The organism is Streptomyces sp. NPDC000345 (genome assembly GCF_042898825.1).
Classification (GTDB): domain Bacteria; phylum Actinomycetota; class Actinomycetes; order Streptomycetales; family Streptomycetaceae; genus Streptomyces.
On record NZ_JBIAZE010000004.1, the window covers coordinates 596378 to 618035 of the forward strand.

21 protein-coding genes are annotated in these 21658 nt (G+C 73.2%); 6 read left to right on the plus strand and 15 right to left on the minus strand.

What is annotated here, in order from left to right; genetic code table 11:
* Positions 1 to 76: 76 nt before the first annotated feature.
* Complete coding sequence (locus tag ACFY30_RS13010; protein ID WP_390845246.1) at positions 77 to 913, plus strand: DUF1206 domain-containing protein; 837 nt, start codon at positions 77 to 79, stop codon at positions 911 to 913.
* Between the two features lie 28 nt (positions 914 to 941).
* Positions 942 to 1373: a hypothetical protein gene (locus ACFY30_RS13015; RefSeq protein ID WP_390845247.1), complete on the plus strand. Its 432-nt coding sequence runs from the start codon at positions 942 to 944 to the stop codon at positions 1371 to 1373.
* A gap of 15 nt (positions 1374 to 1388) precedes the next feature.
* Here ACFY30_RS13015 and ACFY30_RS13020 read toward each other — a convergent pair whose 3' ends face one another.
* Both ACFY30_RS13020 and ACFY30_RS13025 read right to left on the minus strand, forming a co-directional pair.
* Positions 1389 to 3599, minus strand: a complete 2211-nt coding sequence (locus ACFY30_RS13020) for an FUSC family protein (protein ID WP_390845248.1) — start codon at positions 3597 to 3599, stop codon at positions 1389 to 1391.
* Between the two features lie 11 nt (positions 3600 to 3610).
* Positions 3611 to 4984: an NAD(P)/FAD-dependent oxidoreductase gene (locus ACFY30_RS13025; protein WP_390845249.1), complete on the minus strand. Its 1374-nt coding sequence runs from the start codon at positions 4982 to 4984 to the stop codon at positions 3611 to 3613.
* 231 nt (positions 4985 to 5215) lie between these two features.
* Here ACFY30_RS13025 and ACFY30_RS13030 point away from each other — a divergent pair, with 231 nt between their 5' ends.
* Entirely contained in the window at positions 5216 to 5704 is a 489-nt protein-coding gene (locus tag ACFY30_RS13030; protein WP_390845250.1) for a MarR family winged helix-turn-helix transcriptional regulator, read from the plus strand.
* Positions 5705 to 5711: 7 nt separating this feature from the next.
* Here ACFY30_RS13030 and ACFY30_RS13035 read toward each other — a convergent pair whose 3' ends face one another.
* From ACFY30_RS13035 to ACFY30_RS13060, 6 genes are all read right to left on the minus strand, one after another.
* Positions 5712 to 7424 carry a PP2C family protein-serine/threonine phosphatase gene (locus ACFY30_RS13035; RefSeq protein WP_390845251.1) on the minus strand — a complete coding sequence of 571 codons (1713 nt, stop codon included), beginning with the start codon at positions 7422 to 7424 and terminating at the stop codon, positions 5712 to 5714.
* Entirely contained in the window at positions 7421 to 8458 is a 1038-nt protein-coding gene (locus tag ACFY30_RS13040; RefSeq protein ID WP_390845252.1) for a SpoIIE family protein phosphatase, read from the minus strand. Before ACFY30_RS13040 ends, ACFY30_RS13035 begins: the two co-directional genes overlap by 4 nt.
* Positions 8458 to 8901: an anti-sigma regulatory factor gene (locus tag ACFY30_RS13045; protein ID WP_390845253.1), complete on the minus strand. Its 444-nt coding sequence runs from the start codon at positions 8899 to 8901 to the stop codon at positions 8458 to 8460. Before ACFY30_RS13045 ends, ACFY30_RS13040 begins: the two co-directional genes overlap by 1 nt.
* On the minus strand, positions 8898 to 9314 hold the full coding sequence (locus ACFY30_RS13050) for an STAS domain-containing protein (protein WP_390845254.1): 417 nt from the start codon (positions 9312 to 9314) through the stop codon (positions 8898 to 8900). Before ACFY30_RS13050 ends, ACFY30_RS13045 begins: the two co-directional genes overlap by 4 nt.
* Complete coding sequence (locus ACFY30_RS13055; protein ID WP_390845255.1) at positions 9311 to 10210, minus strand: STAS domain-containing protein; 900 nt, start codon at positions 10208 to 10210, stop codon at positions 9311 to 9313. The genes ACFY30_RS13050 and ACFY30_RS13055 overlap by 4 nt, the downstream gene beginning before the upstream one ends.
* Before the next feature lie 108 nt (positions 10211 to 10318).
* Positions 10319 to 11524, minus strand: coding sequence for a PP2C family protein-serine/threonine phosphatase (locus ACFY30_RS13060; RefSeq protein WP_390845256.1), 1206 nt, complete (start codon positions 11522 to 11524; stop codon positions 10319 to 10321).
* 171 nt (positions 11525 to 11695) lie between these two features.
* Between ACFY30_RS13060 and ACFY30_RS13065 the strand changes: the two genes are divergently transcribed.
* The gene (locus ACFY30_RS13065) at positions 11696 to 12127 is read left to right on the plus strand and encodes a MarR family winged helix-turn-helix transcriptional regulator (RefSeq protein ID WP_390845257.1); all 432 of its coding nucleotides are present in this window, start codon (positions 11696 to 11698) and stop codon (positions 12125 to 12127) included.
* Between the two features lie 200 nt (positions 12128 to 12327).
* On the opposite strand, the gene ACFY30_RS13070 is transcribed toward ACFY30_RS13065, so the two are convergent.
* Positions 12328 to 12717, minus strand: coding sequence for an STAS domain-containing protein (locus tag ACFY30_RS13070; protein ID WP_390845258.1), 390 nt, complete (start codon positions 12715 to 12717; stop codon positions 12328 to 12330).
* Between the two features lie 264 nt (positions 12718 to 12981).
* Here ACFY30_RS13070 and ACFY30_RS13075 point away from each other — a divergent pair, with 264 nt between their 5' ends.
* Entirely contained in the window at positions 12982 to 13353 is a 372-nt protein-coding gene (locus ACFY30_RS13075) for a PRC-barrel domain containing protein (RefSeq protein WP_390845259.1), read from the plus strand.
* A 22-nt stretch (positions 13354 to 13375) separates the two neighbouring features.
* Positions 13376 to 13852, plus strand: coding sequence for an ATP-binding protein (locus ACFY30_RS13080; protein ID WP_390845260.1), 477 nt, complete (start codon positions 13376 to 13378; stop codon positions 13850 to 13852).
* Here the strand turns inward: ACFY30_RS13080 and ACFY30_RS13085 are convergent.
* From ACFY30_RS13085 to ACFY30_RS13110, 6 genes are all read right to left on the minus strand, one after another.
* Entirely contained in the window at positions 13797 to 14231 is a 435-nt protein-coding gene (locus ACFY30_RS13085; protein WP_390845261.1) for an ATP-binding protein, read from the minus strand. The genes ACFY30_RS13080 and ACFY30_RS13085 overlap by 56 nt on opposite strands.
* A 165-nt stretch (positions 14232 to 14396) precedes the next feature.
* Positions 14397 to 16292, minus strand: a complete 1896-nt coding sequence (locus tag ACFY30_RS13090; protein WP_390845262.1) for an AMP-dependent synthetase/ligase — start codon at positions 16290 to 16292, stop codon at positions 14397 to 14399.
* A gap of 226 nt (positions 16293 to 16518) precedes the next feature.
* Positions 16519 to 17613: a glutamate--cysteine ligase gene (locus tag ACFY30_RS13095; protein WP_390845263.1), complete on the minus strand. Its 1095-nt coding sequence runs from the start codon at positions 17611 to 17613 to the stop codon at positions 16519 to 16521.
* 60 nt (positions 17614 to 17673) lie between these two features.
* The gene (gene glgB, locus ACFY30_RS13100; RefSeq protein WP_390845264.1) at positions 17674 to 19878 is read right to left on the minus strand and encodes a 1,4-alpha-glucan branching enzyme; all 2205 of its coding nucleotides are present in this window, start codon (positions 19876 to 19878) and stop codon (positions 17674 to 17676) included.
* A gap of 3 nt (positions 19879 to 19881) precedes the next feature.
* Positions 19882 to 21243 (minus strand): maltokinase, encoded by a 1362-nt coding sequence (locus tag ACFY30_RS13105; RefSeq protein ID WP_390845265.1) that lies wholly within the window; start codon positions 21241 to 21243, stop codon positions 19882 to 19884.
* Positions 21244 to 21271: 28 nt separating this feature from the next.
* A partial coding sequence (locus ACFY30_RS13110; RefSeq protein ID WP_390845266.1) for an alpha-glucosidase C-terminal domain-containing protein occupies positions 21272 to 21658 on the minus strand: 387 nt, incomplete at its 5' end.

Consider the following 21658-nt stretch of genomic DNA (forward strand, 5'->3'; position numbering starts at 1 on the left):
GCCGGCCCGCCCCCGGCCGGGTGTGCCCGGCGGTCCTCGGGGCATCCGCCAGTCACACAGGTGAGGGGAGGCCGGAATGAACACAAGTGCCCTGGCACACGACGGCAAGACCGAGGCCAGGCGGGCGGCACGGGGAAGCGTGGTGAAGGGAGCCGCGCGGGCCGGATTCACGGCGCGCGGCGTGATCTATCTGCTCGTCGGGATGCTGGCCCTGCAGATCGCCTTCGGCGAGCGGGGCCGGCAGGCCGACCGGCAGGGCGCCCTGGGGGAGATCGCGGAGAAGCCGTTCGGTGCCGTGATGCTGTGGGCGCTGGGCATCGGGCTGGCCGGGATGGCCCTGTGGCGGCTGTCCGAGGCCGTCTTCGGCGCGGCCGGGCCCGAGGGACGCACCGCGAAGAAGCGGCTGCTGGCGCTGGCCCGGTGCGCGTTCTACTCCTTCGTCGCCTACTCGGTGCTGGCGCTCGCCGCGGGCTCCGGCAGCGGGGGCGGATCCAGTGACAAGCAGTCCAAGGACGTCACCGCCCGGCTGCTCGAGGTGCCCGCGGGCCAGTGGATCGTGGGCGCCGCCGGCGTGGGGATCGTTATCGCCGGCCTGTGGATCGGCGGCCGGGCCGTCACCCGGGCCTACCACGACAAGCTGCGGCTGGGCGAGATGTCCCCGCGGACCCGGCGACTGGTGGACATCACCGGCGTGGGCGGCGGCGCGGCCCGGGGCCTGGTCTTCGCCGCCGCGGGCGCCTTCGCCGTACGCGCCGCCGCCGACTACGACCCCGACCACGCCAAGGGGCTCGACGACACGCTCCGCTCGTTCGCCCACACGCCCGCCGGACCGGGGCTGCTGGTCTGCGTCGCGGCCGGGCTCGTCCTGTTCGGGCTGTTCTCCTTCGCGATGGCCCGCTGGCGCAAGGTCTGACGTCCGTCCGGGTGGGAACCCGGAGCACATGAACGAATCCGAGTTCCCGCCGGACGGACGGCCCGTCGACATGTACCTCGACCTCCTGCGCGTCCGCATGGACAGCGAGGACTACCGGCTGCTCATGAAGGTCGTCGCCCCCGCGCTGCGCGCCCTCGACGAACAGCCACCCGAGAGTCTCGACTTCGCCCTGGACCCGGACGACAGCGACGACCTGCCCCAGGAGATCCGCGACGAGGCCGCCCTGGTCATCGCCACCGCCGTCACCGGCCGGCTGGACAACCAGCTGGTCGAGATACACGTCGACGGCACCGGACCGGTCCGGGTCGTCACCGACGCGGTCACCGCGAAGGACCCGTCCCGCCTCGCCGAGATCGCCGGCTGCATCCGGCAGCGGCAGCGCGACACCGAGGAGCTGCGCGGCATCGCCGCCGCGAGCGACCTGCCCACCGACTTCTGACCGGCGCCGCCGACGTCACCGCGGGCCGGTCACCGGCACGCCGAGCGGCCGTGCCAGCCCCAGCACCGCCTCGTCCAGCCGCTGCAGATGCCGCAGCACCCGGTCGGTCACCCGCCCGTAGCGCGGCGTCCCGAGACCGCCCGGCCTCAGCAGCGAGGCGATGCTCGGCCCGGTGCGGACCTCGGCCGCGCCGGGCTCGTCCGCGACCCGGGCGGCGATCGCGCGGATGTTGTGCAGGATGCGCTGCCCTGGCCCGCTCAGCCGGGGATCCGCCGCGATCGACGGATGCGAGGGCAGCAGCTCCGCCGTCGCCGCCAGCGACCGGGCGTGATAGGCGCAGGTCTCGAGCAGCGCGACCACGTATTGGGCCGTGTCCCGCCGGGTCCGCAGCGGGGTCACCGGATGCGTCAGCGGCTGGGTGGCCGCCCGCAGGTCCGCCAGCGCCTGGTCCAGGTCACGGGCCCGGTCCAGCAGATCGGCCGGCGGCCCGCCGCTCAGCTGGTCCACGGCGGCCGAGGTGACGTCGGTCAGCCGGTCCAGGACCGTCGTCAGCAGCTCGTTCGTACGCCGGTCCGTCCGCACCGGCAGCACCAGAGCCGCCGCGACCACCCCGCAGGCCGCCCCCAGGGCCGTCTCCTCCACCCGCAGCACCAGCACCGACAGGCTGTAGGTGTGCAGCAGCGTGTACAGCACCCCCAGCGCGGCCGTGACGAAGAACGACATCAGCGTGTACGACAGCGGCGCGGTGTAGAACATCGCGAACACGCACAGCAGCACCACCGCGAACGCCGTCCCCGTGTGACGGCCGACGGCCCCCGCGAGCGCGATGCCCGCGACCACCCCGAGCACGGTCCCCAGCAGCCGGCGGTAGCCCTTGACCAGGATCTCCCCGGTCGACGCGGTGTTGAGGAACACGATCCAGCAGGTCAGCACCGCCCAGTACCAGCGGTGCGCGGACAGGAGCTCGCCCCCCACCATGGCCAGGGACGAGCCCACGGCGACCTGCACGGCGGCCCGCGTGGTCGGCCTGCGCAGGCCGGTCTCCGGCGGCTCCTGCTCGGCCTCGATCGCCGCGTCCTCCGCGTCCAGCTCCTCCCGGGAGCGGGCCGTCTCGGGACTGTCGTCGGACTCGTCCTGCGGCCCGTCGAGCGCGATCCGCAGCCCCAGCACGGCCCGCGCCGCCTCGCCCAGCCCCCGGAACACGTCCTGCACGGCCGGCGAGGCCTGCGGCAGGTTCTCCTCGTCCCGGTAGCCGAGCAGCCGGTTGCGCACCTGCGCCGTACCCGCCCCCTCCGTCACGGGCTGCCGTACGAGCAGCCCGAGGGCCGTCAGATCCCGGCGCAGCGTGTCCAGCGCCTCGTCCCGGACCGGCAGACGACCGCCCTCCGGCACGGGCGCCCCGGGCAGATGCAGGGTCAGGGTGTCGGCCCGCTCCGCGCTGCGCGCCGTCAGCAGCAGCAGGCCGAGACGCTCGGCGGCGATCTCCGCGTCGGCGATGCGGCGCTGCACCAGCCGGGCCACCGACTCGTCCGAGGTGCCCTCCTCCAGCCGGCCCTGGATCATCATGGCCGTCTCGTGCAGCCGCGCGGTGCCCTCCCGCACATGCGCCAGGGCCTTCTCCACCTCGTCCGGGCCGGCGTCCAGCAGCTCGAGCTGGGCGTCGATCAGCTGTGCCAGCCGGGCGCGGAACGCCTGCCGCAGCCGCTCCAGGATCCCGGCGGGGGTCTGCGGCACCAGCGCGAACCGCGCCACCGCGCCGCACCCGAACGCGAGGACGACCACCCCGCAGAATCCCGCCAGGCTCCCGGTCGTGACACCGACGAACAGCGCGAGGAAGTAGACCTGGAAGCCGATCAGCCCCAGCGCGGTGCCCCGGTCGCCGAACCGGCGGCCGTACACCGCGCAGAAGATCAGCACCACGAAGAAGACGTCACCGGCCACCTGCCGGGAACTGAGCACCGCCGCCAGCGCCAGCGACGCGAGCGCCACGGGCAGCCCCAGCGCCAGCGTGACCGCCTGCTTGTCCCGCTGCTTCTCCCGTACGGCGAACGTGGCCACCATCGCCGCGATCGCCCCCGCGACCAGATGCTGGACGTCCGCTCCCAGCAGCGAGAGCACGAGCAGCGTGAGCGAGATGGCGGCCACCGTCCGCAGCCCCGCCGCCAGCCGCAGCAGCCCCGGATCGGACGCGGCGACCCGGTCCCGCCACCGTGCCGCCGCGCTCACCCCCGCTCCCGTCACCCCGAACCGGAACCCGGGCCCTCGACGTGCGCCCGCACCTGCTCGGGCGTCAGATAACTGTCCGTGTACTCGAAGTCCTTCAGCCTGGCGGCCCGGCGCGCCTGGAACCCGGTGCGGACGAAATCGTCGCCCGCGACGGCGTTCAGCGTCCAGTTCGTCAGCACCCGCGCCTTGGCCACGCCCGTGCGCAGCGCCGACCAGTGGTACCCGCGGGCCACGAGCTGCGCCGGCAGCCCCCGCAGCTCGATGCCGAGCGGCTTGGACACCGCGTCGGTGCCGCCGAGGTCGACGACCAGACCGAGGTCCTTGTGCACGTAGGGGCGCATCGGCTGCCCGCGCAGCGTCGCGATGACGTTGTCCGCGACGACCTTGCCCTGCCGCATGGCGTGCTGAGCGGTGGGCGGGCAGACCGCGCCGTCGCCCTTGGCCTCGTCCGGTACGGCGGCCGCGTCGCCCAGCGCGAACACCCCGTCCCGGCCGGGCAGATCCATGGCCGACCCGACCGCGAGCCGCCCGCGCACGGTCTCCGCGCCGAGCGTGGCGATCAGTGGGCTCGCCACCACCCCGGCCGTCCAGATCAGTGTGCGGGTGGGCACCACCCGGCCGTCGGTGAAGGTGACCTCCTCCGGTCCCGCCTTGGCGATGGACACCCCCAGGGAGATGTCGATGCCCCGCTTGCGCAGCACCTCCTGCGCGCTGCGGCCCAGTTTGTCGCCGAGCTCCGGCATCAGCTTGGGCGCGATGTCGATGAGATGCCACTTGATCAGGCTCGGGTCCAGCCGGGGATACCGCTTGACCGCGTTGTGCGTGAGCAGTTGCAGACAGGCGGCGGTCTCGGTGCCCGCGTAGCCGCCGCCCACCACCACGAACTGCAGCCGGGAGGCCCGCTCGGCGGGGTCCTGGCTGGCGTCGGCGAGGTCGAGCTGGGAGATGACGTGGTCACGGATGTACGCGGCCTCGGCGAGCGTCTTCATGCCGAAGGCGTGCTCGGTCAGCCCCGGGATGTCGAAGGTGCGGGTCACGCTGCCGGGGGCCAGCACGATGTAGTCGTAGGGCTCGTTGACGATCTCGTCGGTGATGGTGCGGATGACGCAGACCTTCGCCTTCAGGTCCACGCCGATGGCGCCGCCCGGGATGATCCGGGTGCGGTACTTCTTGCTGCGGCGCAGTGACAGGGCGATCGACTGGGGCGTCAGCACCCCGGAGGCGACCTGCGGCAGCAGCGGCAGATAGAGCTGGTAGGCGAACGGTGTCACCAGGGTGATCTCGGCTTCCGACGAGGAGAGCTTGCGTTCCAGACGTCGAACGCATCCCACTCCGGCGAAGCCCGCGCCCACCACCAGGATCCTGGGTCGTGTCACGGTGTCCATCCCTTTCTGCGGCTCCAGGCGGTCTGCCCGACGTCATGCGCGTGCCCTCCCGCGAGCGTCTCGCACCTCATCGATCCCACCGCGTCCCGACCGGTTGCGCCAGCCGGGCGAGGCATGCAGACGAACGTTTCTCCTGAAGCTCCCGACGTACCCCGCACAAGGCCTGTGTACGCCCCGGGCCTTCGGGTAGGCCGACGTACATGACAAGTGCGGTGGCCGGAGGGTACTGACGTGGGGTGCGCGGAGGGCTCCGACGACCGGGGGGCCCGGGAGGCGGCGGCACGGCATGTCGCGGACGCGGTGGAGTCCCTGGTGGCCTGCTGGTTCGCGGCGGCCGAGGAGGCCGTTCCCCGGCTGCCGGCCCGGCAGCTGCTCGCGCTCAGGACGGTCCGGGGCAGACCGGAGCTCAATCTGACGGCGCTGGCCGAGCACCTCGGCATCGGCGTGCCCACGGCGAGCCGGCTCTGCGACCGGCTGGAGGCCGCGGGACTGCTGGAGCGGACCGTGCAGCCGCGCAACCGGCGCGAGGTGCAGCTCGTGGTGACCGCCTACGGACGACGGGTCCTCGCGGACGTCACCGAGCGGCGCGTGCGCCGGCTCGCGGCCGTGTTCGCCGGCATGTCCCAGGCCCAGCGCACGGCTCTGGAACAGGGGCTGTACGCCTTCCACCGCTCGCACACGGCCCAGGGCCGCAGGCGGCCGGAGGCCGGGGACGGCTGACCTCCCGTCAGCGGCCCCCGGCCGCGGCGGCGCTGTCGAGGTGGCACAGCAGCAGGCAGACGTCGTCGTCGCGCTCCGAGTCGCTCAGCATCGGATCCAGGATGCGCTCCGCGGACCCGTCCAGGTCCCGGTCCAGCTCCGCCGTGCGGAACGAGCCGAGCGCCGCCGCGAGCCGGTCGATGCCGGGGTCTATCCCCTGCGCGCGGCGCTCGACCAGCCCGTCCGTGTAGAGCGCCAGCGTCGATCCGGGCACGAGGGGGACCGTGTGGTCGGCGATCTCCTGGCGCAGCGGGATGCCCAGCATCGCGCCGGGCTTGGCGTCGAGCGTGCGCACCCGCCCGTCCGGACCGCGCAGCACCGGCGGCGGATGCCCCGCGGCGGCCCACGTCAGTAACGGCTCGCCCGGCTGGAAGCGGGCGATGACGGCCGTCGCGTACAGATCGGGCTGCAGATGGTGCAGGAAGATGTGCAGCCGGGTCAGCAGCTGCCCGGGGCTGCCGCCGTCGACGGCGTAGGCCCGCAGCGCGGTGCGCAACTGGCTCATCATCACGGCCGCGTGCAGCCCGTGCCCGGTGACGTCCCCGATGACGACGATCAGACTTCCGTCGGGCTGGCGGAACGCGTCGTACCAGTCGCCGCCGACGTTGAGCCCGTAGGTGGCGGGCAGATAGCGGGCGGCCAGCCGCAGGCCCGGGGTGCTGGGCAGGTCCGTCAGCAGGGCCCGCTGAAGCGTCTCGGCGATGTCCCGGTTGTGCTCGAAGCGGCGCGCGTTGTCCAGCGCGGTGCTCGCCCGCCGGGTGAGTTCCACCAGCATCACCGCGTCGTCCGGATCCCAGCGCTCACCGGGCGGGGTGAGCGTGAGCACCCCCAGCGGCGCGCGCCGGGTGGCCAGCGGCACACACAGCAGCGGGCGGGTGGGATCCAGGGCCGACGGCGGATGGTCGTCGATTCCCGGCAGCCCGCCGGGCGTGGCGGAGGCGTACTGGGGCCGTCCGGTACGGGCGGCGACCACCGCCGCCGCCGGGTGCGGGGTGGGCCGCTGCCGTTCGTCCTCGGCGTCGAAGAGCCAGACGTCGACCGTACGGGCGTACTCGGGGACCAGCAGCTCGGGCAGCCGGCGCACGATCTGCTCCTGGTTGAGGGACGCCGTCAGAGCGGCACTGGCGTCCGCCAGGAACGTCAGCCGGCGGCGCGCGCTCTCCGCCTCCCGGCGGGCCGCGCGCTCCGCCGAGAACGCCTCGCGCTGGGCCCGCCCGGCGGCGTCGAGTTCCGCGTGCAGCGCCAGCACGCCCTGGTTGGTCTGGTGCAGCTCCTCGCGGTGGAAGCCGACGAGCTCCTCCTGCTCGGCGAGCTTGTCCAGCACCAGGGAGGTGTCCTCGTCGGCGCCCAGCAGCGCCTCCGCGAGCAGCGTCGCGTCGTCCGCCACGTCGGCGCACGGGACGGCGTCCGACGGCTGAGGGCAGGGCGCCGAGGTACGCCACGCGGGCTCCCCGGCGCCGGAGGCGGGCAGCACCTCGAGGCCGAGCTGCCCGTCGGCCGCCCGCAGGGTGAGCCGCCAGTCGCCGCCCTTGGTCAGACAGTGGCGCAGCCGCCCACTGAGCGCGGCCGCGAGCCGGGTGCGCTCCAGGGGCGGCACGCCGTACGCGGCCGCCAGCCGGGCGGTGGCGATCCGGGCGCGGGCCGCGTCGGTGACGGTGGTGATCTGCCAGCTGCGCGTCATGGAAGGTCCGGCGGGTCGGGGGACAGTACGGCCACGGCGGTGTCGTCGCGCACCGGGCGGGCGGAGCTGCCGGCGTCGCGCACGGTGACGGCCGCGGTGACGGCGGGGTCGGCGGTCAGCGGGCCGGGGCCGGTCGGCGGCACCCAGCGGCTCGGCAGGCCGTCGCTGTGCAGGATCAGCAGCCGGTCGGCCGCCCAGGGCACCTCGGTCTGCGGCACGGTCGCGGGCCGGTGCACGCCGACGATGCCCGGCCGGGACAGCAGCGCCCGCCAGCCGCCTCCCTCGTACAGCCTCGCCCCTATGTTGCCGATGCCCGCGAACCGCAGCAGCCCGGCCCGCATGTCGAGCTGTGCCACCGCGACGGCCGCGCCCCGGGTGCCGCGCAGCACCGTGTCGAGGCGGCGCAGCTGGTCGGCGGGGGAGAGGCGGGCGCAGCGCCGCAGCTCCCCGGCCGCGGCCGCCGAGGCGCGGGAGGCCTCGGGCCCGTGGCCCAGCCCGTCGGCCAGCATCAGGGTGAACCGGTCGTCCGCGCGGACGCAGGTCCACAGGTCGCCGGAGTACTCGGCGCCCGCGAACGGCACGGTGATCCCGCCGGCCCGCACGCCGACGGCGTCCCGCTTCGGCGGGGCTCCGATCCGGGCGAGCGCGACCGTGCCGCGGCCGGGGGCGCCGTGCACGCCGAAGTCGTCGGCCAGCCGGCGGCAGGTGCCGAGCCCGGCGCCCAGCGATCCGGTCGTCGTGAACCCGTCCACGAGCGCGGCCCGCACGTCCGTGACGCCCGGGCCGTGGTCGATCGCGGCTATCTGCACGACCTCGGCCCCGGAGTGCCCGGTGGGCGGCGCCACCGTCTCCACGAGGAGCTGACCGCCGCCGGCGTGCTTGAGGAGATTGGTGGCCAGTTCCGTCGCCACCAGGGCGGCGGCCGCGGTGCGCGGCCCGTCCAGACCGGCCAGCGCCGCCGCGCCCTCGGCGGCCACCCGGGCGTCGCGCACCCGGGTGGAGTCGTGCACCGGCACGTCCCAGACGCGCGCCATCAGGATCCCTCGCGCTGCCGTGGGGTCCGGGCCGTCCACGAGATCACGGTGACGGTGGTGCCGACACCGGGCGTGCTGTCGATGGCGAACTCGTGGACCAGGCGCCGGGCCCCGCCGAGCCCCATGCCCAGACCGTCCCCGGAGGTGTACCCGTCGCTGAGCGCCTGCTCCAGGTCCGGGATGCCCGGTCCGCGGTCCGAGAACGTCAGCCGCAGCCCCTCCCGGGGGCCGTCGGCGACCCGGGCCGTCTCCACCTCCCCGCCCCCGCCGTACACGAGGGTGTTGCGGGCCAGTTCGCTGGCCGCGGTGACCAGTTTGGTCTGGTCCACCAGGCCGAAACCGAGCAGCGCTGCGGCCTGGCGCACATGCTGGCGGACCCAGACCAGGTCCAGGTCGGAGCGGATCGGCAGCCGGGCCTCGACGCCCGCGGTGGTCCCGCTCACCGGAGGTCCCGGTGCGGGCCGCCGGACCTGGCCGCGTCCGGCCGGCCGAGCAGTTCCAGGGCCGCCTCGGTGCTGAGCGCGGTCCGCAGTCCCGGCAGGGTCAGACCGAGTTCCACCAGGGTGAGGGCGACCGCGGGCCGCATGCCGGCCACCACGGTCTGCGCGGCCAGCAACTTCGCGTGCGCCGCGATCTCGGCGAGGATCCGGCCGAGGAAGGAGTCGACGATCTCCACCCCCGTGATGTCGATGACCACGCCGGCCACCCGGTGGCGGACGATCGCCTCCGCCACGTCCTGCTGGAGCCGCGCGGCCATGCCGTCGTGCAGATCGCCCTGGAGGGTGATCAGCAGGACGTCGCCCAGTCTGAGCACGGGCACGGAGGCCGTGTCGGGGCGCGGGAAGTAGTCGTTCACCTCGGACCCGCACCGCCGGGCGTCGACTGCACGATGTCCGCGCCCAGCCGGTGCAGGGCGTACGCGAGGGCGTCGGCGAGGCTCGCCCGGGTGAGCACCGTGCCCAGGTCGAGACCGAGGTGCACGATGGTCTGCGCGATGGCGGGCCGGATGCCCGAGACCACGCACTCCGCGCCCATCAGACGGACGGCCGCGACGGTCTTCATCAGGTGCTGGGCGACCAGGGAGTCCACGGTCGGCACTCCGGTGATGTCCAGGATCGCGAACTGTGCCTGCTGGTCCACGACGGAGTTCAGCAGCGTCTCCATCACGACCTGGCTGCGGGCGCTGTCCAGGGTCCCGATCAGCGGCACCGCGACGATCCCGTCCCAGAGCCGGATGACGGGCGTGGCCACCTCCAGCAGCTGCAGCCGCTGCCGGTCGATGAGCGCCTCGCCCTCGTTGAGCGTCGTCCCCAGCACCACCAGCCGCAGGGTGCCCATCAGCACGGTCAGCGACGACGTGCACTCCCGCACGTACTCGGCCGGGGCGTCCGGGAGTTCCGCGACCAGCAGGTTCACGGCGGGGACGCGCAGGGCGTCCACCTCGGTCGACACCTGGGAGGGGGTGAGCCCGGTACGGGAGCGGGCGGCGGCCATACGGGACAACTGCTCGCGCACCAGGGTGAATCCGGCGCCCTCCGGATCCGCCATGCGTCCGGCCTCGGCCACCTGGGCCAGGGCGTCGACCACGACCCGCCCCGCCTCCACCGCCTCGTCGCGGGACACGGTGAACACGGTGCGGAACAGGGGCTCGTCGGCCCACCGCTGGGCGATCTGTTCCTGGCGCCGGCGCAGGAACGCCGTGACCTCTTCCTCGGGTGTGGTGCGCTGTGCGGCCGTGTCGTGCTCCGGCAACCTGCTTCACTCCTCAGTGCGTCGTGCCGCTGCGATCCCGCCGGAGGCGGCGGGGCAGCCTGGTGACTCTTGCCGGGCGACAACCCTAACCACGGCCCGGTCCCGGTGTCAGGGGGAGCCGGACGAGGACGCCGGATGCCTCCCGAACCAGTCGAGACACACCACCAGCGCGTCGTCGTCCGGCTCGGGTCTGCCTCTGTGGCGCGCCAGTTCGCGCAGGACCGCGGCCGGCACCTCCGCCGCGGGCAGCAGCGCCGCGGAGGTCACGGCCCGGGCCATCGCGCGCTCGCCGTAGATCTCGCCGCCGGGGCCGGGCACCGCGTGGACCCCGTCGCTGACGAACAGCAGCCGGTCGCCGGGCAGCAGGGTGAACTCCTGGGCGACGTAGTCGGTTTCCTCGAACATGCCGAGCGGCAGCTGCGCCTCGAGGTCCACGGCGGTGAGCACCCGGTCGCGCAGCAGCAGCATCCGGGGCGAACCGGCGTCGACGACCTGCATCCGCCCCGTGGACAGCTCGATGTCCACCAGCAGGACCGACAGGTGCGCCTCGCCCCGGTAGTGGGCGTGGATCGCCTGGTCCGCCAGGGCCGCCTGGTCCGCGATCGGGATGCCGGCGCGGCGGGCGTTGCGCAGCGCGTTGATGCCGAGGTTGGTCAGCAGGGACGCCTCGATGCCCTCGCCCATCCCGTTGGTGACGTACACCATGAGATGGTCCGCGGAGGCCGACCAGTCGAAGTTGTCGCCGTGGATCGCGTACGCGGGCTCCAGCTGCGCGCCGAGCGCGTACGCGTCCGCGGCGCAGGAACGCGCCGGCAGGAGCTGCCACTGCATCTCCGCCGCGAGCGTGAGCCGGTCCGTGCGGCGGGCCCGGAGATAGCGGTCGGTGTCGCGTTCCGCGACCACCAGTTCGTGCCCCAGGAGCCGTGCCACCTCGGCGAGTTCGGCGAGCTGCCCGGCATCCGCCGCCCGGGAGGGCAGCGTGACGGACAGCACGCCCAGCCGGTCGCCGCGCACGGTGACGGGCAGATGGGCGCGCACCCGGCCGCCGTCGAGCTGCTCGACGTACGGCTCCTGGGCCCCGTAGGCGCGCCCGGGGGCGCCGGTGTGCACGGGGAGGGGCTCGGGTGCGGTGCCGTGCGGCACGGCGGGGACGGGCAGCAGCACGGCCGCGGCGTAGTCGGCGAGGTACAACTCGGCCGTCTCGGCCGCGTAGTGGGTGCACAGCGCCTCACGCAGGGCCTCGGGCACCTCGTGCGCAGCCGCGGAGCGCAGGGCGCGCCCGGTGGTCACGAGCCGGTTCACGGTGTCGGTCACGCCTTTCTCCAGGAGGGGTCGGGTCTGGACGCGGGGGCCGCGGCCGGATGCCACGCGGGCCGCCGCTCGGGCGCGGTACGGAGGGGGCGGGCTGACAGCGTCCGCGAAGCCTGCGAGAGTGGGTTTGTGACGTCCCCCTCCTCGCGCCCGCAGCCCCATGAGGTCGCGCGTGTGACCTCCGAGGCGGCGGAGCTGCTGGAGGTCCTGTGGGGCCGTGCCTCCACGGCTCCGGTCTCCGCCTCGCAGTTGCGCGTGCTGTTCATCCTGGAGCACAACGAAGGCATCAACCTGCGTACGCTCGCCGACCACTTGGGCTCGACACCGCCGTCCACCAGCAGACTGTGCGACCGGCTGCAGGCCGTGGGCTTCGTCGAGCGCAGGGCGGCCGCCAGCAGCCGCCGGGAGCTCCAGTTGTTCCTGAGCAGGCGCGGCCGTGCCTTCCTGACCGACCTGCGCGAGCGCCGCGAGAGCGCGCTGCAGGCCGTCCTGGAGCAGATGCCGGCCGCGCAGCGCGGAGCCCTGCTGCGGGGGCTGGAGGCCTTCTGCGTGGCCGCCGCCGCGCAGATCCACGAGACCCCTCCCGTCGACGCGGCCACGGCCTGAGGACCTTTGGCACCCGGAGCCGACCGCCGCCGCGTGCTGCGGGTGGTCGTCCTCGCCCACCGGCACATCCGTGATCCCTCCCGCGTGACTGCCCCGCACACTTTGTTGCCTCGCGCTCATAGTTGTCAAATGGCAACTGTTGCCCGGAGGTGGCCGCACACCTGCGCGTTTTCCGAGGTGTACGGCACGGTCCGGCGGGATCAGGCCTCCAGGGCCGTCCCGTACTCACCCCGGTCGATGAGGGCCAGGGCCTCGTCCACCTTGTCCGACACCGGCACGGTGAGGCTGACCCCGGTCAGGTCGAGCACCCGCCGCACGGCGGGCGTCGGATCGATGACATGGACGCTGCCCGGCAGACCGCGGGCCTCCTGGTACACGCGCAATATGATGTTCATCCCGGAGGAGTCCATAAAGGGGACGGCCGAGAGGTCGAGCAGGAAGTGCCGCCGGCCGTGGTGGAGCTGGTTCGCCAGCTGGGCCTGGAACTCGGTCGCGGTGTCGAGGTCCAGATGGCCTTCTACCGTGACCAGTGCGGTGTCCTCGCGGATCACGTCGACCTCGACGGACAGGGGGTTCTGGGCGGTGGACACGGGTACCTCCGAAAGCTGACGGTCAGGCGTGCCCCGGCGGACGGCTGCGCAGCGGGGCCTGGGGGGCAACGGGTGAGGGGGATTCCTCCGGTGGGCTGCGGCCTTTTCATCGCGCCCAGCGAATACCCGGGAACCGGCTCCTCATTCCCCGGGCCGCGATCACGGGCCGGGCGGGGCCCCGCGGGCTCACACCTCACCGGACGGCACGGTATGCGGACGCGACCGCCGGGTAGCCGGTGCCATGGAGCGTGAGAAGGGAGCAGCGTGACCATCGACGGAATCTGGTCCTACACGGTGCCGAGCGGGCATGTGGAGGGGGAGGACCTGACGGACTGCACGGTCGTCGCGGCCGACGGCACCATCGGACACGTCGAGCGTGAGGCCGACCCCCACGGCCTGCGGCACCTCGTGGTCGACACCGGCGTCTGGCTGTTCGGCAGGAGCGTGGTGGTCCCCGTGGGCCTGGTGACGGGCATCGACCGTACGGCCCGTACGGTGTCCCTGGCCTGCACCGGTGACCAGGTCAAGGAGGCACCCCGGTTCCGCACGGACAGCGAGACCACGGACCCCGGATACCTGGCCGAGGTCGGTGCCTATTACCACCGGCTCGACCCGCCCGGCACGGAGACACCGTGACCGGCCCGGAAGGCTGTCCCACGTGAGGGGCGACGAGGTCGCCCCGGCGCGGCCGGCGGTCGTCAGGGTGGCGACCGCCGCGTCGGCGCGGGCCCACGCGCGCGCGGTGGTCGACGCCCACTGGGGCGACCGCGGCCGCCCGGTGCGCGAGCAGGACGTCATCGACCTCCTGCTGGTGGTCTCCGAACTGGTCACCAACGCGATCCGGCACGGCGGAGGCCTGGCCGGATTCGAGGTGACACCCGTCCCCGAGGGCCTCCGGCTCGCCGTCCACGACCACAGCGACGTGGTGCCCGCCGTCGCCTACGGTTCCGGTGAACTGCCCGCGGGCCACCACGGCAACGGGTACGGCTGGCCCCTGATCATCCGGCTCTCCCGCGAGATCACCGTGCGCAGGCGCCCGGGCGGCGGGAAGACGATCCGGGTGCTGGTGCCGCTGAGCCTCACCACGGCAGAAAGACGTGAACCTCTTTCCCCGCCGCGTCGGGCACCACGCTGACCTGGGTGCACAGCGTCTGGATCAGATACCAGCCGATACCGCCGCCCCCGCTGTCCGGCCGGAACGGCCGCGGGGACGGCACGACCTCGCTGGTGTCGTGCAGCGTGACGTGCACGCCGTCGAAGGTGGGGCGCAGGCCCAGCTCGAACGGACCGGGCGCGTACTGGACGGCGTTGGACGCCAGTTCCGTGACGATCAGCACGATGTCGTGCCAGGACTCCGGCGCCGAGGGCGGCGCGGCCCGGGTGAGCTCGTCGAGGAATTTCTCCGCGGCCAGCCGAGCCCCCGTCACGTCGTGCGGTTCGCCCGCGAAACGTACGGTACGGCCCGGCACGATCCAGGATGCCGGTGAGTCCTCGCCGCGCGGCTCGATTGCCATGTCGTGGGTGCGGCCCCTGAGGGCGGGGGCCGTCGTCCTTTCTCGTACGGATCTCTCGCGTCGCCACTCACAGGGTTCCCGGCGCCGACCGGCCTACGCGTCCCGCACACCCCCATCCCCGCGATCACTCCCCGTCGCCCACCGGCCATACCGGGCGCCCGCGGCTCACCGGAACACGTCGTCCGCGTCGTCCCAGCTCAGCACCTCGTCCGGGGTGCTCTGCCGGGGCAGCCGCGCCCTCGCCTGGTACATCGCCTCGATCTCCGCCGCGTAGTGCGACACGATCGAGTCGCGGCGCAGCTTCATCGACGGCGTCAGCAGGCCGTTCGTCTGGTCGAAGGGCCGGGGCAGGATGCGGAAGGCCCGGATGGACTCCGAGCGGGACACCGAACTGTTGGCCGCTGCCACCGCCCGGGCGATCTCCTCACGCAGCGCGTTCTCCTCGCGGGCCTCGCGGCTGTCGCCGTACAGCGTCAGACTCGCGCGCCAGTGCGCCAGGAAGTCGGGGTCCAGGGTGATCAGCGCGCCCACGCAGGGCCGGTTGTCGCCCACGACCACGGCCTGGTGGACGAGCGGATGCATCCGCAGCCGCTGCTCCAGCGCGGCCGGCGCCACGCTCTTGCCGCTGCTGGTGATGATGACGTCCTTCTTGCGGCCCGTGATCGTGAGATAGCCGTCGTTGTCCAGGAAACCCAGGTCGCCCGTGGCCAGCCAGCCGCCCCGCAGCGCGGCCCGGGTCGCGGCGTCGTCGTTGACGTAGCCCTGGAACACCGACGGGCCGCGCACCAGGATCTCCCCGTCGTCGGCCACCCGGATGTCCGTGCCCGGCAGGGCCTGTCCGACCGTCCCGGACTTCTCCCGGCCCAGCGGCTGCATGGTGACCCCGCCGCAGGTCTCCGTCAGGCCGTACCCGTCGTGGACGTACACCCCGATGCCCTCGTAGAACAGGGACAGGTCGCGGTGGAGCGGCGAGCCGCCCGAGGTGGCGCGGTGCACCCGGCCGCCCAGCGCCGCGCGGAGCCGGCGGTACACCGTGCGCTCGAACAGCGCGTGCTGGAGCCGCAGGTCGAAGCCGGGACCCGAGCCCCGGCCCAGCCGCTGCCGCTCGACGGCCGCCGCGAAGTCCCGCGCGGTCTCCGCGGCCCGTTCGAAGAGCGCCCCGCGGCCCGCTTCCTGGGCCGCCCGCAGGAAGTTCTTGTAGATCTTCTCGAACACCGACGGGACCGCGTACAGATAGGTCGGCCGGAAGGACTGCAGCGCCTCGGAGAGCGCCGTCGCGCTCAGGTCGGGCTCGTGCCCCATCAGGATGCCCCCGCGGATGCACAGCCCCTGGATCATCAGACCGTACACGTGCGAGAAGGGCAGGAACGCGAGGACCGAGGCCTGCTCTCCCGCCGGCGCCGCCGTGTGCCCCCAGCCGGCCAGCAGGGTGTCGCAGGGGCTGGCCAGACTCCGGTGACTCAGCGCGCAGCCCAGGGGACGGCCCGAGGTGCCGGAGGTGTACGCGATCACCGCGGTGGAGTCGGGCAGCACGATGCGGCGCAAGGAGTCCACGGTGGTCAGCGGGATCAGCTCGCCGCGCCGGGCGAGCTCCTCCAGCGCTCCGGCGTCCAGCTGCCAGACGTGCCGCAGCATGGGCAGGGTCGCGCACACCGATCCCACCGTCATCACACTCTGCTCGTCCTCGACGACCACGCCGACGCAGGCCGAGTCCCGCAGGATCCACTCGACCTGGTCGCGCGAGGAGGTCGGGTAGACGGGCACCACCTCGGCGCCCACCGCCCACAGCGCGTGACTGAGGACGGTCCACTCGTACCGCGTACGCGCCATGATCGCGACGCGGTGGCCGGGCGATATCCCGGAGGCCACGAACCCCTTGGCGAGGTCCACCACCTCGTCGCGCAGCTCGACCGCCGTCACCTCCTCCCACGTGCCGGAGCCGGGGGCGCGGCGGGCCAGCACCGGCAGGGTGGGGGTGCGGGCCGCTGTCTCGAAAACGCTGTCGGCGAGCCCTGCGGTCAGGGGCGAAACGGCTGGGGGAGCGACAGCGAAGTCGCGCATACGCTGCTCCTGAGATGTACGAAGGGTGACTCCGTCGACGAGAACTGTTATCGACGCTGGCGAATGTAGCCCAGGTGGGACCGCTTGTGGCCGGAACGGATTAAGTAATGGGCCTTGATGATCTCGGCAGGTCCGGGGAAGCGGAACGGAAATGAGCCACGGACGGCCCGAGGCACCCGGCGGCGCCGCTCGGCCGTCCGATCCGGGCGCCGTCCTCGCCGTGGCCTCAGACCTGGGTGTGCCGGACGCAGGTGGTGACCACCTCGCGCAGGCTGCCGGTGCGCTCGTACACCTCCCGCTGCACCTGCGACCCGTTGCCGTGCCGCAGCAGCGCGGCGCAGGACTCGCGGGCCCGCTCCAGGTCCCCGCTGTCCGCCAGCGCGTCCTCGACATGCTCCAGCAGAGCCCGTACGACCCTCTCGGCGGGCGCGCTCCGCATCGTCACGGGCTCGACCAGGTCGCCGGTCAGCCCGGAGCGGGCCGCCCGCCAGTCGGCCAGCCGCAGCAGACTGACGCTGTGGTCCACCGGCTTCTCGCCGGCCTCCCAGGCGCGGGCGGCCGTCTCGACGAGACCCCGCACCAGCGTGGCGACGAGCACGGCGGTGTCCGCGTGCAGACACACGTCCGCCACCCGCACCTCCACCGTGGGCCAGCGCACCGACAGCCGGGCGTCGAAGTAGACCATCTTCTCGTCGAGGACTGTTCCCGTGGTCAGCATGTCCGCCACCCGCCGGTGATAGCGCTCCGCCGACCCGAACAACTCCGTCGGACCGGCCGACGGCCAGCGCAGCCACACCCGGTTGCGGTAGCTGCTGTACCCGGTCTCCCGGCCCTGCCAGAACGGCGAGTTGGCGCTCAGCGCGGTCAGCACCGGGAGCCACGGGCGGATCCGGTCGATGACCGCCACGCCCTCCTCGTCGGAGCCGATGGAGACATGCACGTGACAGCCGCACACGATCTGTTCCCGGGTCGCGATGCGGTACTGCTCCGCCATCCACCGGTAGCGGCTGCCGATGCTGACGGACGGCCGCACCGCCAGCGGGGACGTGGCGAGCGCGGCGACGGCGCACCCCGCCTCCCTGGCGTGGCCCGCCGCCTCCCCGCGGATCCGGACGATCTCCTCGCCGAGCTCACCCATCCCCGTCTGGGGATGGGTGGCGAACTCGACCATCTGGTTGTGCAGTTCCTTCTGGAAGACCGGCTCCTCCTCCGCCTGCTCGCACCGTGCCGCCCGGGCGAGCACGGCGGCGGACAGCGCCCGGGGCTCCCCGGTCTCCGGATCGACCAGGAGGAGTTCCTCCTCCACTCCGACGGTGCGCACGCGACGAGCCTTTCTCTGCGCCCGGATGGTAAGCAACCGACTGCCCCCTGAGGCGCCTCCTCACACGGCCGACGGCCTCAGCCACACCGTGGCGAGCGGCGGCAGGGTCAGCGCCAGCTCCCCGTTCGCCGCCTTCACCGGGTCGGCGTGGGTGACGTCGCTGCCGCCGTACCGGCCGGCGTCGGTGTTGAGGACCTCCTCCCAGACCGGGGCGTCGCCGGGAACGGTGAGGAGATAGTCGTGGCGTACGACGGGCGAGAAGTTGCTCACCGCGAGCAGCGGGGTGCCGTCGGCCCCGTACCGCAGGAACGCGAAGACGTTGTCGTCCGCGGCGTCCCCGAGCACCCACCGGAATCCGGCCGGATCGGTGTCGCGCTCCCACAGGGCCGGAGTCGCCCGGTACAGCGTGTTGAGGTCACGCACCAGGTCCCGCACTCCCCGGTGATCACCCGCCGACGCGTACCCGGCGTCGAGGAGCCACCACTCGGGACCGTGCGTCTCGGACCACTCGGCTCCCTGCGCGAACTCCTGCCCCATGAACAACAGCTGTTTGCCGGGATGGGCCCACATGAACCCCAGGTACGCCCGGTGGTTGGCGCGACGCTGCCACCAGTCGCCGGGCATCTTGGAGACCAGGGCCTGCTTGCCGTGCACGACCTCGTCGTGCGAGATGGGCAGGACGTAGTTCTCGCTGTAGGCGTACACCATCGAGAAGGTCATCTCGTTGTGGTGGTACTTGCGGTGCACGGGTTCCTTCGCGATGTACTGCAACGAGTCGTGCATCCAGCCCATGTTCCACTTCAGACCGAAGCCGAGTCCGCCGCTGTCGGTCGGCCGGGTCACCCCGTCCCAGGCGGTCGACTCCTCCGCGATGGTGACGACCCCCGGGTTGCGCCGGTACACGGTGGCGTTCATCTCCTGCAGGAACGCCTTCGCGGCCAGATCCTCGTTCCCGCCGAAGACGTTCGGCTCCCACTGCCCGGAGTCCCGCGAGTAGTCCAGGTAGAGCATCGAGGCGACCGCGTCCACCCGCAGCCCGTCGATGTGGAACTCCTCGCACCAGTAGGTGGCGTTGGCGACGAGGAAGTTGCGCACCTCGGTGCGCCCGTAGTCGAACTCGTACGTCCCCCAGTCCGGGTGCTCGGCCCGCCGGGCGTCCCCGGGCTCGTACAGCGGATCCCCGTCGAACCGGGCGAGCGCCCAGTCGTCCTTCGGGAAGTGGGCCGGCACCCAGTCCACGATCACCCCGATGCCGGCCCGGTGCAGGGCGTCCACCAGGTACTTGAAGTCGTCGGGTGTCCCCAGCCGCGAGGTGGGCGCGTAGAAACCGGTGACCTGGTAACCCCAGGAGCCGGCGAAGGGGTGCTGGGCGACCGGCATGAACTCGACGTGGGTGAAGCCGAGGTCCTTCACGTACGCCGGCAGCTCCTTGGCCAGCTGCCGGTACGTCAGCCCTGGCCGCCAGGAGGGAAGATGGACCTCGTACACCGAGAACGGCGCCTCGTGCACGGGACGGTCGCCCCGGTGCGTCATCCACTTCTTGTCCCGCCACCTGTGGCGCGAGGTGTGCACGATCGACGCCGTGTCCGGCGGGACCTCCGCGTACCGGGCCATCGGGTCGGCCTTGAGGAAGCGGTCCCCGTGGCGGGAGGTGATCTCGAACTTGTAGCGGGTGCCCTCGCCGATACCGGGCAGGAACAGCTCCCATACACCGGCCGCGCCGAGCGACCGCATCGGGAAGGCGGTGCCGTCCCAGCAGCAGAAGTCACCCGCGACCCGCACACCCCGGGCGTTCGGCGCCCACACCGTGAAACGGGTGCCGGTCACCCCCTGGTGGGTCATCGGCTCGGCGCCCAGCGCCTTCCACAGCTCCTCGTGCCGGCCCTCCCGGACGAGATGCAGATCGAGGTCACCGAGCGCGGGCAGGAACCGGTACGGGTCCTCCACCTCGTGCGTGTCACCGCCGTACGTCACCCGCAGCGTGTACGCGGGCACCTCGTCGAGCGGCAGTACGGCGGCGAAGAGGCCGTCCCCCTCCGAGGCGAGCGGGACGGCGTCGCCGCCGGCCACCACGCTCACGGAGTCGGCGAAGGGGCGCAGGGCCCGGAAGAGGACGCCCCCCTGCACCGGGTGCGCGCCCAGCAGGGCGTGCGGGTCGTGGTGGGCGCCCGACAGCAGGCGCGCGCGGTCGGTGGGGTCGAGCGCGTGCGCCGCGGGCGGCCGGGGACCGGCCGCCTCGGGGAGAGCGGTGTCGCGCAGGGCCATGGGTCAGCCTCCTCGGACGGCGAGTCGTTCGATCGCCGCCATGGGTACGGGTAGCCAGTCGGGCCGGTTGCGGGCCTCGTACAGCACTTCGTAAACGGCGCGATCCGTCTCATAGGCACGCAGAAGCGCGTGTTTCCTCCGCGGATCCCAGCCCGCCCGGGCCGCGTAGCCCGCGCAGTAGGCCTCCCGGCAGCGGCGCGCCCACTCCGGACGCCAGGGGCGGCGCTGACGGGCGGCGTAGTCGAAGGAGCGCAGCATGCCGGCGATGTCCCGGACGGGGGAGTGGGCGAGCCGCCGTTCGGCCAGGGGACGGGACGGCTCGCCCTCGAAGTCGATGACGAACCAGTCGCGTCCCGCCCGCAGCACCTGCCCCAGGTGCAGGTCGCCGTGGATGCGCTGGGCGGGCGGGCCCTGATCGCAGACGGCGAGCGCCGCGAACGCGGTGGTGAGACCGGGCACGAACGGCCGCAGCGCCGGCACATGGTGCGCGGCCGCCTCCAGCCGTTCCGTCATCGCCGCCGCCGTACGCCCGTCCTCGGCGTCCGGACCGGCCGGGAGGGCCGCCGCCAGCGCCAGGTGGACGTCGGCCGTGGCCCGGCCCAGCTCCTCGGCCTCGGCGGTGAAGTCCTCGCCCCGCGCCAGCGCCTGCAGCGCCAGCGTCCAGCCGTCCGAGGCGTCGGGCAGGAAGGGCTGCAGCACGCCGAGGGTCGCCTCCTGGGGGTGCGTGGTGCGGAACCAGGCCACCGGCGCGGGAACCCGCCCGCACCCCTGTCCGGCCAGCGCCACCGGCACCTCGAGGTCGGGGTTCACCCCCGGCTGGATGCGCCGGAAGATCTTCAGGATGAACGCGTCCCCGTACACCAGCGAGGTGTTGGACTGCTCGGCCTCCAGCAGCCGTGGCGCGAGCCCGGCGGGCAGCGACACCGAAGGGTCCGACTCGAAGCTCAGCGGACCGAGCGTGCCCGGGTGCCGCATCCGTTCCAGGAGCAGCTGCGCCGACCGCGGGTCCTGCAACGCGTCGTGCACCGTCAGCCCGGCCAGCGGGCCCTCCTCGACCCGGCCGATCAGGGCCCGGTTCAGCCGCGGGGACAGATGCTCCTGCAGGCCCAGGAGCAGCTGGTAGCAGTCACCGGCGGGGGGAGTGCCGCCAGGGGTGGGCACCCCCGACTGGCCGGCGTGCACCAGCAGATGGAGACAGCCCGGGTACAGCTCCGTCATCGACAGCATGCGCAGATCGGTGAGGGGCCGGTCCTTGCCGGCGAACCAGCGCTGCCGGGGCAGCCACTCGCGCAGCAGCGCTACGAGCGGCCCACCGGAGCGGAAGGCGCTCGGGGCGCTCGGTCGGAGAGAGGCGGTCTTCGTCACGGTGACCCATCCTTTCCTCGGCGCACGCTCACAGGCGTCGGCCGACCCGGGTCACGGCTCGGGTGAGCCGGAACCAGTAGAAGCCGTGCCCGGCCAGGGTGAGCAGATAGGGCAGCTCACCGACGGCCGGAAAGCGCACCCCGCCGAACAGCTCGACAGGATGGCGCCCGTCGAAGAGGCGCAGGTCGAGCTCGGTGGGCTGGGCGAATCGCGAGAAGTTGTGCACGCACAGCACCAGGTCGTCCTCGTACTCGCGCAGGAACGCGAGGACGGCCGGGTTGGAGGACGGCAGTTCGGTGAACGAGCCGAGGCCGAAAGCGGGGTTCTGCTTGCGGATCTCGATCATCCGGCGGGTCCAGTGCAGCAGCGACGAGGGCGACGACATCGACGCCTCGACGTTGGTGACCTGATAGCC